The following is a 12,800-nucleotide window of genomic DNA, read 5'->3' as shown; positions in this document are numbered from 1 at the left end:
TCGAGATCAGTTCGTCAGCACCGCAAAGGGTACGTGCTGGTATCCGAGAAGTGCGCGAGTTGTCAGCCGTCAGTCTTGGTGTTCGGGCTCTCGGTGATCTCGGTCGCGTTCGATTCGCGAGCCTCGTAGTCGGCATCGGCGTCGTCGGTGTCATCGTCCTCGACGTCGTCGACGATGCGGTCGCGCACCGCGAGCTTCATCCAGGTGGTGACGACGCCGGGGGCGATCTGCAGGTGGACGCTGTCATCGGTGATGCCGGTGATAGTCCCCTCCAGGCCCGAGGTGGTGTGCACGCGGTCCCCGATGGCGAGCGACTCGTGCAGGTCGATGGTCGCCTGCATCGCCTTCTTCTGTTTGCGCGAGGCGAAGAACATGAATGCGCCCAAAATGATGATGAGGGGCAGGAAGAGGGTCATTTCGCCCATGGCGGAGGTGTCTTTCGTGTCGTCTTGCGGTTACGGCCCCCAGACCGCAGGTCAGGGGCCTCGTCGTTGACCAGTGTGCCATTGTTGCCGTGGACGGCCGACCCCGCGGTCTGCTGTTAGCGTCGCAAGATGCTGGGACACATCGGCATCAATGTTCCCGACCTGGACGCCGCTAGGCGTTACTACAGCGCGGTTATGCCGCTGGTCGGATTCGAATCGTTCCTCGACGCCGACGACGAGTTCGCATATCGCCCGATGGCCGGTAAGCCCGGCACGTACCTGTTCTTCTACCCGGCAGCCGAGCCGTCGACGTATTCACGCCACCACACCGGCCTGCAGCACCTGGCGTTCATGGTCCGCACGCGCTCGGCGGTGACTGCCGCGCACTCCGCTGTTGCCGACCTGTCGGCTCAGTTCGGCGGGCGGGTGTTGCACGAGCCGCAGGTCTTTCCTCAATACCCACAGCCGTATTTCGCGACGTTCTGGCTAGACCCGTGGGGCTTGATGCTCGAGGCGGTGTGTCATCACGACCGCGACTAAGCCTGCGCAACGAAATCCGTTGCACTAACCCGACCTCACCGACGATTCCGGTATTAGGTGCCGCGCTTTTCGACGGATTGGTGGGTCAACAGACTAGGCTCAGAGCGCAACGCGGCATTCGTCGAAACCACCGGAATCAGGAGCCTCCATTGAGCACTCTCGAGCAAAGCCGCTACCTCGCTACCGCGATTCCTGGGCCACGGTCACAACAGCTGATCGACCGCAAGAGCGCCGCGGTGTCCCGCGGGATCGGCAACACCATGCCCGTCTACGCCGCGCGAGCGTTCGGCGGCATCGTCGAAGATGTCGACGGCAACCGACTCATCGACCTGGGCTCGGGTATCGCCGTCACGACGATCGGCAATTCGTCACCACGTGTGGTGGCGGCGGTGGCCGAGCAGGTCGCGCAGTTCACGCACACCTGCTTCATGATCACGCCCTACGAGGGTTACGTCGCGGTAGCCGAACAGCTCAACCGACTGACGCCGGGCAGCGGTAAGAAGCGGTCGGCGCTGTTCAACTCCGGGTCGGAAGCGGTCGAAAATGCGATCAAGATCGCCAGGACCTACACGCGCAAACAGGCCGTGGTGTCGTTCGACCACGCCTATCACGGCAGGACCAACCTGACGATGGCGCTGACCGCAAAGTCGATGCCGTACAAGCATGGCTTCGGCCCGTTCGCGCCCGAGATCTACCGCGCGCCACTGTCGTACCCGTTCCGCGACGCCGAATACGGCAAGGAGCTCGCGACCGATGGCGAACTGGCCGCCAAGCGGGCGATCTCGGTTATCGAGAAGCAGGTCGGGGCGGACAACCTGGCCGCGGTGATCATCGAACCAATCCAGGGCGAGGGCGGGTTCATTGTTCCCGCAGACGGTTTCCTGCCCGCACTGCTCGATTGGTGCCGCGACAACAACGTGGTGTTCATCGCCGACGAGGTGCAGACCGGGTTCGCCCGCACGGGAGCGATGTTCGCGTGCGAACACGAAGGCATCGAGCCCGACTTGATCTGCACCGCGAAGGGTATCGCTGACGGTCTGCCGCTGTCGGCGGTCACCGGCCGCGCGGAGATCATGGATGCTCCGCATGTCAGCGGGCTGGGCGGGACGTACGGCGGCAACCCGGTGGCATGCGCGGCGGCGCTGGCCACCATCGAAACGATCGAGTCCGACGGGCTGATCGAGCGTGCACGCCAAATCGAGACATTGATGAAGGACCGCCTTGGGCGGCTGCAGGCCGAGAACGACCGCATCGGCGACGTGCGCGGCCGTGGCGCGATGATCGCGATGGAGTTGGTCAAGCCCGGCACGCTGGAGCCCGACGCGGAGCTGACCATGAAGCTGTGCGTCGGTTGCCACACCGCGGGCGTAATCGTGTTGTCCTGCGGCACATTTGGCAATGTCCTACGGTTCCTGCCGCCGCTGACCATCAGCGACGAACTGCTCATCGAAGGCCTCGACGTCCTCGCTCTCGTCCTGGCCGACCTCTAAACCAACAGGAGTTGATATGACCAAGGTTCAGAATTTCATCGCAGGCGAACTCACCGACTCCGTCAGCGGGGCCACCATGGCCCTGGTCGACCCGAGCACCGGCGAGGAGTACGCCACCGCGCCGATCTCCAACGAGGCCGACATCGACAACGCGTATGCCGCGGCGTCGAAGGCGTTCGCCGACTGGAAGCGCACCACCCCGTCACACCGGCAGAAGGCGCTGTTGGATTTCGCCGACGATGTCGAGAAGAACGCGCAGGCGCTCGTCGAGGCCGAAGGCCGCAATACCGGTAAGCCCAACCACGTCACGATGGCCGAAGAGATCCCTCCGCTGGTGGACCAGATTCGGTTCTTCGCCGGTGCGGCAAGGATGTTGGAGGGCAAGTCTGCAGGCGAGTACATGGAGAACCACACCTCGTGGATCCGCCGTGAGCCCGTGGGCGTGGTCGGTCAAGTGGCGCCGTGGAATTACCCGATGTTGATGGCGATCTGGAAGTTCGTCCCCGCGGTTGCGGCGGGCAACACGGTAGTCATCAAGCCCAGCGACACCACGCCGGTGACGACGGTGATGCTGGCGGAGATCGCGGCGCGGCATTTCCCGCCCGGCGTACTGAATGTTGTTTGTGGCGACCGGGATACGGGTGCGGCTGTGGTCGCTCATCCGACACCGGAGATGGTGTCGATCACGGGTTCGGTGGCCGCTGGCCGTGCGGTTGCGGTCAGTGCAGGCAGCCATTTGAAGCGCACGCACCTCGAGTTGGGCGGCAAGGCGCCGGTGCTTGTGTTCGATGACAGCGACATCGCCTCGGCCGCAGAGGGAATCGCGACCGCAGGCTATTTCAATGCGGGCCAGGACTGTACGGCGGCGACGCGCGTGTTGGCGCGGGCGTCGGTGGCGTCCGACCTGACTGATGCACTCGCCGAGCAGGCGCGCGGTGCGACCACGACGTACGGCAGGCCGGCCGACGACGAGGACGCGTGGGTGCCGCCGGTGAACAACTCCACTCAGCTGGAGCGGGTGCTGTCGTTCCTTGGCGATGTGCCGTCGCACGCGAAGGTCGCGGTCGGCGGACAACGCCAGGGCGACAAGGGTTTCTACATCGAGCCGACGGTCATCGGTGGCCTTCGTCAGGATGACCGGCTGATCCAGCAGGAGATCTTCGGGCCGGTGATCACCGTGCAGTCGTTCTCCGATGAGGACGAGGCGATCCAGTGGGCCAACGGCACCGAGTACGGACTGGCGTCATCGGTGTGGACGCGCGATGTCGGTCGGGCGCTGCGGGTTTCGGCCGCGCTGGACTTCGGCTGCGTGTGGATCAACACGCACATCCCGCTGGTAGCCGAGATGCCGCACGGCGGCTTCAAATCCTCGGGCCATGGCAAGGACCTGTCGGCCTACGGGTTCGAGGACTACACGCGCATCAAGCACGTCATGGCCTACACCGGGTAATTTTTCTCCCGCGAACAGACGCAAAGTGCGCCATTTCCTCGGCGTGTCGGGTCATTTTGCGTCTGGTCGGCAGGCCGCAATAGGAATTCCCGGTCGCTAGCCGGGGGGATGTAGCGACCGGGAATTCCGTTGGAGGGGCTAACGGTGTGCTGGCCGATGACCGCCGCCACCGGCAAACATGTCTCGCCAGCTGCGCCGCGGCCGGTCGGCAGTTGCGGTGCCTGCCGGCTGAATCTCCGTCACCTCTTCAGAAGGAGCCGGTTGCCGCTCAGCCGTCGCGGCCACAGGTTGCCGCTCAGCGGCCGCCAGCGGGCGTTCGTCGTAAGCGGCGACATCGCGCTCTGCATACGCGTCGCGCTCTGCGTACGCGATGTCGCGGACACTGCGAACCGACAGCCGGCCCAGCGCTATCGCGCCGAGGAAGACGATCAGCGCGCCGAGGCCATAGAAGTACGTCAGCTCCAGCCAGACCCGCTTGGTTTCGGTGTCGGCCACCGGCGAGCCGGCATCGCCAATCGCCAACGGCCCGGCCAGCGCGCGGCCAACGACGAACCACGCGCCGGCGAGCACCGTCAGCCAACCACCGAACATCGCTGTCGCGCGGTTGCCCGAGACGAGTAGCAGTAAGCCGCCCAGCGCCGTTGCCGCGCCGGGCAGAACCTCGAGCCAGCCTCGCGCAGTCGTCCAATACCACTCCTGGTCCGGAGTGAACGCGAAGTTGAAATAGGGCCCGACGAACGGAACCAACGCGCCCCAGGCACCCAACAAGATCAGTAGAAATCCGCTCATCGCGCCGCGGCTACGTGGAATTCGCATCCGTCCACCGCGCGGCCGAACTCGGCTTTCAGTCATGGTTTCCTCCTCCGTCTTCGGGGCGGGTACCCCCGTCGCCGCCTGCATAACCCGTCAATAATCAGTGGTGACAGCCGTCACAGCGTTCACAGCGAACTGACAGCCAGCAGTGGAATAAAGTTAGCTTTGCTAACGTACTTTGGATTAGGCGCAACGTCGCGCCAACACTTCCTGCGATTTGCTGAGGATTCTTGATGTCGACTGTTTCCCGTGAAGAGCGGCTTGCGCGCCGCATCTCCGATTTGTACGCCACTGACCAGCAGTTCGCCGATGCCCGACCAAGCGAGGCCGTCGCGCACGCGATTGAATCGCCAGCGCTGAGGCTGCCGCAGATCATTCAGACGGTCATCGACGGCTATGCCGAGCGGCCCGCGCTGGGGCAGCGCGCCGTCGAATTCGTCACCGATCCGACGACCGGCCGCACGTCGGCTGCCCTGCTCCCCCGTTTCGACACGATCACTTACCGCGAGCTTTCGGAACGCGTTGACGCCGTCGCGACCGCGTTGACGCAGAATCCGGTGCGTCCCGGTGACCGCGTCGCGATCCTCGGATTCACGAGCATCGACTACACCACCGTCGACATGGCGCTGCTGCGCGCCGGCGCGGTTTCGGTTCCCCTTCAGACCAGCGCACCGGTCGCCCAGTTGCGGCCGATCGCCGCCGAGACCGAGCCGGTCGCCATTCTCTCGAGCGTCGACTTCCTCGACGACGCCGTCGAACTCATGCTGACCGGCCACCTGCCCGAGCGGCTCGTCGTGTTCGACTACCACGCCGAGGTCGACGACCATCGCGAGGCGCTGGCCTCCGCGACCGCGCGGCTCGCCGAAACCCCCGTCGTGGTCGAGACTTTGGCCGAGGTGTTGGCCCGAGGAAACGCGTTGCCTGCTCACCCGGCCTTCGACGCGGGTGACGACAACCTCGCGTTGCTCATCTATACGTCGGGCAGCACTGGCACGCCGAAGGGCGCGATGTACCTTGCGAAGGCGGTCGCCAACTCCTGGCGGCGGTCCAGCATGGCGATGTGGGGCAACGAAGGCGCCACACCGTCGATCACGCTGAACTTCATGCCGATGAGCCACATGATGGGCCGCGGCATTCTGTACGCCACGCTAGGAGCCGGCGGCACCGCCTATTTTGTTGCCAGAAGCGATCTTTCGACCTTCTTCGACGACCTGTCATTGGTGCGGCCCACCCAGCTCAGCTTCGTGCCTCGAATATGGGACATGGTCTTCGCTGAGTACCAGAGCGAGGTCGACCGCCGGTCTGCCGATGGTGGCGATCGCTGGGCCGTCGAGGCCGACGTTCTTGCCGACTTGCGCCAGAACCTCCTTGGTGGACGGTTCATTTCGGCGATGACGGGCTCTGCTCCCATTTCGTCGGAAATGAGGACGTTCGTCGAATCGCTGCTCGACATTCATTTGACCGATGGCTACGGCTCCACCGAGGCCGGCGCGGTGTTCGTCGACGGCCAGGTGCAACGCCCACCCGTCATCGACTACAAGCTGGTTGACGTCCCCGATCTCGGCTACTTCAGCACTGACCGCCCGTACCCACGTGGCGAGCTGCTCGTCAAGTCCGAGACCATGTTTCCCGGCTACTACAAGCGGCCCGAGATCACCGCGGACGTGTTCGACGCCGACGGCTACTATCGCACCGGCGACGTCGTGGCCGAACTTGGACCAGACCAGCTGCAGTATCTCGACCGCCGCAACAATGTGCTGAAGCTGTCGCAGGGGGAGTTCGTCACGGTCGCCAAGCTGGAGGCGGTATTCGTTGACAGCCCGCTGATCCGGCAGATCTTCGTGTACGGCAACAGCGCTCGCTCGTATCTGCTGGCGGTCATCGTGCCCACCGAAGAGGCTTTGGCACGTCACGATGCAGCCGAGCTGAAGCAGCTGATCACGGAATCGCTGCAAGACGTCGCGAAGGCAACGGGACTGCAGTCGTATGAAATTCCTCGCGACTTCATCATCGAGACAACGCCTTTCACGCTGGAGAACGGTCTGCTGACTGGTATCCGCAAGCTGGCGCGGCCGAAACTCAAGGAGTTCTACGGCGAGCGGCTCGAACAGCTCTACACCGACCTGGCCGACAGCCAGGCCAACGAGTTGCGGGAACTGCGCCAGCACGGCGCCGACCGGCCGGTCCTGGAGACCATCAGCCGTGCCGCGGGTGCGCTCCTGGGTGCGGCGGCAAGCGAGCTGCAGCCCGACGCCCACTTCACCGATCTGGGCGGAGATTCGCTGTCCGCGTTGACATTCGCCAACCTGCTACACGAGATCTTCGAGATCGACGTGCCCGTCGGTGTCATCGTCAGCCCGGCCAACGACCTCGCGGCGCTGGCGGCATACATCGAGGCCGAGCGGCAGCCCGGCAGCAAGCGGCCGACGTTCGCATCGGTGCATGGCCGCGACGCCACCGAGGTGTACGCGAATGACCTGACGCTGGACAAGTTCATCGATGCGAAGACTCTCGCAGCAGCTTCGTCGCTGCCGGGTCCGAGCTCCGAGGTGCGCACGGTGCTTTTGACTGGCGCGACGGGATTCCTGGGCCGCTACCTGGCCCTGGAATGGCTCGAGCGGATGGACATGGTCGATGGCAAAGTCATCGCGTTGGTGCGCGCCAAGGACGACGACGCCGCCCGCGAACGACTGGACAAGACGTTCGACAGCGGCGACCCCGAATTGCTGCGTCACTACCACGAATTGGCGGCCGACCATCTCGAGGTCATCGCAGGCGACAAGGGCGAAGCCAACCTGGGGCTGGATCAGCAGACCTGGCAGCGGCTGGCCGACACGGTCGACCTGATCGTCGACCCCGCCGCGTTGGTCAACCACGTCCTGCCCTACAGCCAGCTGTTCGGACCGAATGCGCTCGGGACCGCCGAGCTGATCCGAATCGCGCTTACCACCAAGCAGAAGCCGTTCGTCTACGTGTCGACAATCGGCGTCGGCGCGGGCATCGAGCCCGGCCAGTTCACCGAGGACGGCGACGTTCGCGTCTACAGCGCCACGCGCAAGGTCGACGACACCTATGCCAACGGCTACGGCAATAGCAAGTGGGCCGGCGAGGTGCTACTGCGTGAGGCGCACGACCTCGGCCTGCCCGTCTCAGTGTTCCGATGCGACATGATCCTGGCCGACACCACATATGCCGGTCAGCTCAACCTGCCCGACATGTTCACCAGGCTGATGCTGAGCCTGGTCGCTACCGGGATCGCGCCTGACTCGTTCTACGAGGTCGACGCCAACGGCAATCGGCAGCGGGCCCACTATGACGGGCTGCCAGTGGAATTCATCGCGGAGGCGATCTCCACGCTGGGCGCCCAGGTGGTTGACGGGTTCGAGACCTATCACGTGATGAACCCGTACGACGATGGCATCGGGCTCGACGAGTACGTCGACTGGCTGATCGAAGCCGGGTTTCCCGTCGAGCGGGTCGGCGACTACACCACGTGGCTGCAGCGGTTCGACACCGCGGTCCGTGCCCTGCCGGAGCGGCAGCGTCAGGCCTCGCTGCTCCCGCTGCTGCACAATTACCAGCGGCCAGAGACGCCCATTCGCGGATCCATCGCTCCGACCGATCGGTTCCGCGCTGCCGTGCAGGACGCGAAAATCGGTCCGGACAAAGACATTCCGCATGTGACGCGCGACGTCATCGTCAAGTACATCACCGACCTGCAACTGCTCGGCCTGCTGTAAATCACTGCACCGAGCGTGGGGAATATGACGAATTTCCTCATATTCCCCACGCTCAGTTGCCGCCTCGGATCTTCGGTCACACGATCCCTTGATGAGTGCCGAGGGACAGACGTTGAGAGTTGGCGTCCTTCGCGACGCGGGCCACCGCGTGACTGATTAAGCGTCAGCCACACCGAGATCGCCGCGTCGCTAGACCAACAACCCGATCGCTAGGAGCACGACCGCAACGAGAGGGAGGGTTCCTTGCGTAATGGCCGCGCGTGCCTTGTCCGGTGATGACACCAAAAGCACCAGCGCCGCGGCGAGCATCGAACCGACCCCCGCGAACACCAATGCCGCACCCACTGGTCGGTGTCCGGCGATTACGCAGATCACCCCGACCGCGGCGACGATCGCCAGAAACAGGTTGTAGAACCCCTGATTGAAGGCGAGTTCCTTGGTGGCCACCGCTTCCTCGTGGGTGGTACCGAACGTCGCGCGGGTGCGCGCCGACGTCCAGGTCAGCGACTCCATCACCCAGATGTAGACATGGAGCAGGGCCGCGAGAACCGCGAAAAGCAAACCCGCATAGATCATTTGACCTCCTAGTCGAACAACCCTGCCTGCCCCAAGCCACTGACCCCGCTGGGCGGCGTCAGTCCGAGATGCGTCCACGCCTGACCCGTGGCGACGCGTCCACGTGGGGTGCGCGCGATCATCCCGGCGCGCACCAGGAACGGCTCACACACCTCCTCGACGGTGGTGGCTTCCTCCCCCACCGCGACGGCCAGCGTCGACACTCCGACCGGTCCGCCACCGAAACTTCGTGTCAGCGCGGACAACACGGCCCGGTCCAGTCGATCGAGGCCGAGTTCGTCGACGTCGTACACCTCGAGCGCCATCTTGGCGATGTCGCGGGTGATCACGCCGTCGGCTCGCACCTCCGCGTAGTCGCGAACGCGGCGCAGCAACCGGTTGGCAATGCGTGGGGTGCCACGTGACCGGCGGGCGATCTCGGCGCCCGCATCGGCACCCAACTCGATACCGAGGATCCCCGCCGAGCGGGTCAACACCCGCTCCAGCTCGGCAGGCTCGTAGAAATCCATGTGCGCGGTGAACCCGAACCGGTCACGCAGCGGGCCGGTCAGCGCACCGGACCGAGTGGTGGCCCCGACCAACGTGAACGGCGCGACCTCGAGTGGAATCGATGTTGCGCCAGGGCCTTTCCCCACCACCACATCGACGCGGAAATCCTCCATCGCCAGATACAGCATCTCCTCGGCGGGCCGGGCGATGCGATGGATCTCGTCGATGAACAGCACGTCGTGCTCGACAAGGTTGGACAGCATGGCGGCCAAGTCGCCCGCGCGCTCCAGGGCCGGCCCAGACGTAACCCGCAGCGACGAACCGAGTTCCGCGGCGATGATCATCGCCAGCGAAGTCTTGCCGAGGCCCGGCGGCCCGGACAGCAGAATGTGATCCGGTGTGCCGCCGCGGTTTTTGGCGCCCTCGATGACGAGCTGCAATTGCTCGCGCACCCGGGGCTGCCCGATGAACTCGCCCAGCGACCGCGGCCGCAGGCTGGCGTCGACGTCACCCTCGCCGACAGTCAGCGCAGGCGAGACCTCCCGGTCTTCGGGTTCTTCGTCGTTCTCGAACCGGCTCACTTTTTACCCAGCATCGACAGCGCCAACCGCAGCGCGCTTGACGTGGTGGCCTCCGGCTCGTTGGCGAGCACCTTGTCGGTGGCCTCTTCGGCCTGCTTGAGCGCAAAGCCAAGTCCGACAAGGGCTTCCACGACCGGAGTGCGCACCGAGTGACCGTTCAACGCCACCGCACCTGCCGGGTGCGTTGCCCCGATCTTGTCGCGCAGCTCGAGCACCATGCGCTCGGCGCCACGTCTACCGATACCGGGCACCCGGGTCAACGCGGTGACGTCGCCGTCGGACAGGGCCTGCCGCAGCGACGGCGCGTCATAAACGGCGAGAGTGGCCAGCGCGATCTTGGGGCCCACCCCGGAAACCCCGAGCAGCGTCAGGAACAGATCACGCGCATCGGCGTCAGCGAAGCCGTACAGCGTCTGCGAGTCCTCGCGCACGATCATCGCGGTGATCAGCCGGGTCTCGCTGCCGCGGCGCAGCGTCGCCAGCGTCGAAGGGGTTGCCATCACCTTGTAGCCGACGCCGCATGCTTCGATGACGACGTGGTCGAGTGCGATATCGAGGACTTCGCCGCGAACGGATGCGATCATCGTGCCGCCTTTGCCTTGGCCTTCAAAGTCGCCTTGTACTTACGTTGCTGCTCGGCGGCCAACGCGTGCGCCGTCGCCATTCTTGCGATCATCGGGGCACGCCAGCAGTGACAGATCGCCAGCGCCAGCGCATCAGCTGCGTCGGCGGGCGTCGGTTTCGTCTGCAGCGCAAGGATTTTGGTCACCATCGCGGTGACTTGCGCCTTGTCCGCGTTCCCGTTGCCGGTAACCGCGGCCTTGACCTCGCTGGGTGTATGGAAGTGCACGTCGATGCCACGCTTTGCGGCCGCCAGCGCGATCACGCCGCCGGCCTGAGCGGTGCCCATCACCGTCGAGACGTTCTGCTGTGAGAACACCCGCTCGATCGCGATGACGTCGGGACGATGGGTGTCCATCCAGTACTCGACGGCGTTGCTGATCGCGAGCAGTCGATGGTGCAGCGGCTCGTCGGACGGGGTCCGGACCACGTCAACGTCCAGCGCGGTGACCTGACGACCCTGCCCGCCCTCGATCACGGACAGGCCGCAGCGGGTCAACCCGGGGTCGACTCCCATTACCCGCACGTCAAGCCTCCTGTGAACACCTGTTCGACAGGTTAACGGCCGAGTACGACGCCTTCCTGAACGACACGCGGAAGCAGCTGCACTCCCCGATACTGCGGGGCCAGGGCACGGCCCGCGGCGAGCAGCGGCTCGGCGCTACGAAGCGTGCGGCCCAACACGAAAGCGCCTTCCAAAGCGCCGATCAGGGCAAGGGTCACCGCGCGGGCCTGCGACGGGTCGAGCCCTCGCGAGGCGAAGTACGCGCTGCCCCCGTCCACCCAGCCCTGGAACACGGCCGCAGATGTCTCGCGGAGTTCCTCGACGGTGTCGGCGATCTCGGCGGCAACGCTGGCCACCGGACACATGTTCGCGAACCCGGTACCGGCCATGTCCTCGGCGGCCTGGGTAAAGACGGCGTCGATCGCGGCGCCGAGGTCATCGTACGAGTCGACGATCGACGGGATGAGCAGCGCGTAGGCGGCACCGGCGTTGGTCAAGGCCTCACGCGCGATCTGGATCTTGCCGCGGGGGAAGTGGTGGTACAGCGAGCCGATCGGCGCGCCGGATGCCTGGGCGATGTCCTTCATGCCGACCGCGCCGTAGCCCTTGTGTCGCATCAGTTCGGCCGCCGCGGTCAGGATCGATTCTCGGGTGGACCTTGCCATCTGCGCCTCCTGACGACAGACTAGAGCATACGTTCTAGAATCACCGTTCTAATGCCGGAAGGCCGCCATGAAATCCGTCGACGTCACTGCCGGAACCATCGAATACCGCGACGAGGGCGACCCGAACGGGCCTGCCGTCGTCCTCCTGCACGGCCTGCTGATGAACGATGCGCAGTGGAACCTTGCGCTGCCACTGCTACCCGCCGGCTTTCGGTATCTGTTGCCGGTCCTTCCGATGGGCGCACACCGGATCCCGATGCGCGCGGAGGCGGACCTGACGCTGCAGGGGATGGTCGATATCGTCGCCGACTTTCTCGACGCGCTTGACCTCGCCGACGTCACGCTGGTCGTCACCGACTGGGGTGGGCCGCTGTTCCTCACCGACGCTGGTCGCGACAAACGTGTTGTGCGCCTGGTGATCTGCCCGTCGGAGGCGTTCGACAACTTCCCGCCCGGCCTGCCCGGGAAGGTGGCCTGGCTGGCCAGCCGTAACACGGCCACGGTCTTGCTGGCCATGCGGCAGCTCAAGATCGGCTGGCTGCGCAAGCAATGGCTGATATTCGGCCAAATGGCGAAAAAGCCTGTCCCTCAAGATATTGTCGACCAGTGGATGGCGGCGGGATTGGCGGACCGACGGATCCGCCATGACCTCGTCAAGTATTGCCGCACCAAGTTCGACAAGGCCGAGCTGATCCGGGCCACCAACCGGCTTGCCGATTTCGACGGCGAGGTGCTGGTGTTGTGGAGTCGCAACCCGGTGATGCCTGATGGCCATGCGACTCGACTTGCCGGGCTCACCGGCGGGACGCTGCGATACGTCGACGATGCGAACGTGTTGGTGATGCTCGATCAGCCGCAGCAGACGGCGCGGGAAATCGGGGCGTTTCTCACCGGCTGAGGGTAAC

General features: G+C 65.0%; 12 protein-coding genes. 5 read left to right on the top strand and 7 right to left on the bottom strand.

From position 1 onward, the window contains the following. Positions 1 to 62 precede the first annotated feature (62 nt). Positions 63 to 425, bottom strand: a complete 363-nt coding sequence (gene yajC, locus MYCSM_RS13090) for a preprotein translocase subunit YajC (RefSeq protein WP_015306636.1) — start codon at positions 423 to 425, stop codon at positions 63 to 65. A 129-nt stretch (positions 426 to 554) separates the two neighbouring features. Here yajC and MYCSM_RS13085 point away from each other — a divergent pair, with 129 nt between their 5' ends. From MYCSM_RS13085 to MYCSM_RS13075, 3 genes are all read left to right on the top strand, one after another. Continuing rightward, a complete protein-coding gene (locus MYCSM_RS13085; protein ID WP_015306635.1) occupies positions 555 to 965 on the top strand; it encodes a VOC family protein in 411 nt (136 codons plus the stop codon). Between the two features lie 149 nt (positions 966 to 1,114). Then, complete coding sequence (gene gabT / locus MYCSM_RS13080; protein WP_015306634.1) at positions 1,115 to 2,455, top strand: 4-aminobutyrate--2-oxoglutarate transaminase; 1,341 nt, start codon at positions 1,115 to 1,117, stop codon at positions 2,453 to 2,455. A 16-nt stretch (positions 2,456 to 2,471) separates the two neighbouring features. Beyond that, entirely contained in the window at positions 2,472 to 3,905 is a 1,434-nt protein-coding gene (locus tag MYCSM_RS13075) for a gamma-aminobutyraldehyde dehydrogenase (RefSeq protein WP_015306633.1), read from the top strand. A gap of 138 nt (positions 3,906 to 4,043) precedes the next feature. Here the strand turns inward: MYCSM_RS13075 and MYCSM_RS13070 are convergent, their stop codons facing one another. Beyond that, entirely contained in the window at positions 4,044 to 4,757 is a 714-nt protein-coding gene (locus tag MYCSM_RS13070; protein WP_015306632.1) for a hypothetical protein, read from the bottom strand. 194 nt (positions 4,758 to 4,951) lie between these two features. Between MYCSM_RS13070 and car the strand changes: the two genes are divergently transcribed. Then, on the top strand, positions 4,952 to 8,458 hold the full coding sequence (car, locus tag MYCSM_RS13065) for a carboxylic acid reductase (protein ID WP_015306631.1): 3,507 nt from the start codon (positions 4,952 to 4,954) through the stop codon (positions 8,456 to 8,458). 189 nt (positions 8,459 to 8,647) lie between these two features. Here car and MYCSM_RS13060 read toward each other — a convergent pair whose 3' ends face one another. The 5 genes from MYCSM_RS13060 to MYCSM_RS13040 are packed head-to-tail and all read right to left on the bottom strand — an operon-like array spanning position 8,648 to position 11,895. Then, entirely contained in the window at positions 8,648 to 9,034 is a 387-nt protein-coding gene (locus tag MYCSM_RS13060; protein ID WP_015306630.1) for a DUF1304 domain-containing protein, read from the bottom strand. Positions 9,035 to 9,042: 8 nt separating this feature from the next. After that, on the bottom strand, positions 9,043 to 10,104 hold the full coding sequence (ruvB, locus tag MYCSM_RS13055) for a Holliday junction branch migration DNA helicase RuvB (RefSeq protein WP_015306629.1): 1,062 nt from the start codon (positions 10,102 to 10,104) through the stop codon (positions 9,043 to 9,045). Beyond that, entirely contained in the window at positions 10,101 to 10,688 is a 588-nt protein-coding gene (gene ruvA / locus MYCSM_RS13050; RefSeq protein ID WP_015306628.1) for a Holliday junction branch migration protein RuvA, read from the bottom strand. The genes ruvB and ruvA overlap by 4 nt, the downstream gene beginning before the upstream one ends. Then, positions 10,685 to 11,251 carry a crossover junction endodeoxyribonuclease RuvC gene (gene ruvC / locus MYCSM_RS13045; RefSeq protein WP_015306627.1) on the bottom strand — a complete coding sequence of 189 codons (567 nt, stop codon included), beginning with the start codon at positions 11,249 to 11,251 and terminating at the stop codon, positions 10,685 to 10,687. Before ruvC ends, ruvA begins: the two co-directional genes overlap by 4 nt. A 32-nt stretch (positions 11,252 to 11,283) precedes the next feature. After that, positions 11,284 to 11,895 carry a TetR/AcrR family transcriptional regulator gene (locus tag MYCSM_RS13040; protein ID WP_015306626.1) on the bottom strand — a complete coding sequence of 204 codons (612 nt, stop codon included), beginning with the start codon at positions 11,893 to 11,895 and terminating at the stop codon, positions 11,284 to 11,286. A gap of 67 nt (positions 11,896 to 11,962) precedes the next feature. On the opposite strand from MYCSM_RS13040, the gene MYCSM_RS13035 reads away from it, so the two are divergent. After that, positions 11,963 to 12,793 (top strand): alpha/beta fold hydrolase, encoded by an 831-nt coding sequence (locus MYCSM_RS13035; protein WP_015306625.1) that lies wholly within the window; start codon positions 11,963 to 11,965, stop codon positions 12,791 to 12,793. Positions 12,794 to 12,800 lie beyond the last annotated feature (7 nt).

Origin of the sequence: Mycobacterium sp. JS623, assembly GCF_000328565.1 — a bacterium.
Classification (GTDB): domain Bacteria; phylum Actinomycetota; class Actinomycetes; order Mycobacteriales; family Mycobacteriaceae; genus Mycobacterium.
The sequence above is the reverse complement of the archived record's forward strand: the minus strand, read 5'-3'. Positions and strand labels throughout refer to the sequence as shown.

Coding starts and splice junctions, on each gene's coding strand:
- MYCSM_RS13070 (WP_015306632.1), bottom strand. CDS start 4,757: ATGACTGAAAGCCGAGTTCGGCCGCGCGGTGGACGGATGCGAATTCCA.
- MYCSM_RS13040 (WP_015306626.1), bottom strand. CDS start 11,895: ATGGCAAGGTCCACCCGAGAATCGATCCTGACCGCGGCGGCCGAACTG.
- MYCSM_RS13085 (WP_015306635.1), top strand. CDS start 555: ATGCTGGGACACATCGGCATCAATGTTCCCGACCTGGACGCCGCTAGG.
- MYCSM_RS13060 (WP_015306630.1), bottom strand. CDS start 9,034: ATGATCTATGCGGGTTTGCTTTTCGCGGTTCTCGCGGCCCTGCTCCAT.
- ruvA (WP_015306628.1), bottom strand. CDS start 10,688: ATGATCGCATCCGTTCGCGGCGAAGTCCTCGATATCGCACTCGACCAC.
- MYCSM_RS13075 (WP_015306633.1), top strand. CDS start 2,472: ATGACCAAGGTTCAGAATTTCATCGCAGGCGAACTCACCGACTCCGTC.
- car (WP_015306631.1), top strand. CDS start 4,952: ATGTCGACTGTTTCCCGTGAAGAGCGGCTTGCGCGCCGCATCTCCGAT.
- yajC (WP_015306636.1), bottom strand. CDS start 425: ATGGGCGAAATGACCCTCTTCCTGCCCCTCATCATCATTTTGGGCGCA.
- MYCSM_RS13035 (WP_015306625.1), top strand. CDS start 11,963: ATGAAATCCGTCGACGTCACTGCCGGAACCATCGAATACCGCGACGAG.